The sequence below is a fragment of the Methylobacterium crusticola genome (assembly GCF_003574465.1).
GTDB lineage: Bacteria > Pseudomonadota > Alphaproteobacteria > Rhizobiales > Beijerinckiaceae > Methylobacterium > Methylobacterium crusticola.
On the sequence record NZ_QOWC01000490.1, the window covers coordinates 1 to 905 of the forward strand.

At 67.8% G+C, this 905-nt stretch carries 1 protein-coding gene; it reads left to right on the forward strand.

Going from position 1 to position 905, the window contains the following annotated elements; all coding sequences use genetic code 11:
* Positions 1-5 precede the first annotated feature (5 nt).
* Positions 6-905, forward strand: a 900-nt coding sequence (locus DT057_RS35065) for a manganese catalase family protein (RefSeq protein WP_128566576.1), incomplete at its 3' end; no start/stop codon positions are given.

Here is a 905-nt window from a genome sequence, read left to right on the forward strand (position 1 = left end):
CCGTCATGTTCATGAGGATTGATCGCCTACAGGCCGAGCTGCCGCAGCCCAAGCGCCCGGACCCGAACGCCGCGGCCGCGCTCCAGGAGCTGCTGGGCGGCAAGTACGGCGAGATGTCGACGCTCGGCAACTACATGTTCCAGAGCTTCAACTTCCGCGACAAGTCCAAGCTGCGGCCGTTCTACAGCCTGGTCTCCTGCATCTTCGCCGAGGAGCTCGGCCACGTCGAGCTGGTCTCGACCGGCGTCAGCATGCTCAACAACGGGCCGGGCGATCCCACGCCCGAGGTCGACGTCGCCGCCGCCCCGTTCCACGCCATGCAGGACATCCGCCTGGCCGGCAGCTTCCTGAGCAACGGCGGCGGCGCCATGCCGATGAACAGCAACGCCGCGTCCTGGAACATGGACATGGTGACCACCACCGGCAACGTCATCATCGACCTCCTGCACAACTTCCACCTCGAGTGCGGCGCGCGCATCCACAAGCTGCGCGTCTACGAGACGCTCAAGGACCCGACCGGGCGCGAGGTCTGCGGCTACCTGCTGGTGCGCGGCTCGGTGCACGCCCACGCCTACGCGCTGGCGCTCAAGAAGCTCACCGGCGTCGAGATCGAGAAGATGCTGCCGACGCCCAACATCAACCTGGCGCGCATCCCCGAGTGCCAGAAGTACCTGGACGAGGGCAGCCACCGGCGCCTGTACCGCTTCAGCCCGTCCGACTACGCCGAGGCGGCCGGGGTGTGGTCGAACGACGAGGTGGCGCTGCCGGGCGACCCGCCGGGCAGCCTCGAGATCGTGGACGGGCTGCCCGAGGGCGGCAAGATCCCGGAGCTCGACGGCAATTACGGCGCCTTCGCCCCCGACTACGCCCCCGAGGAGATCTTCGAGATCGCCACGAAGCTCTAC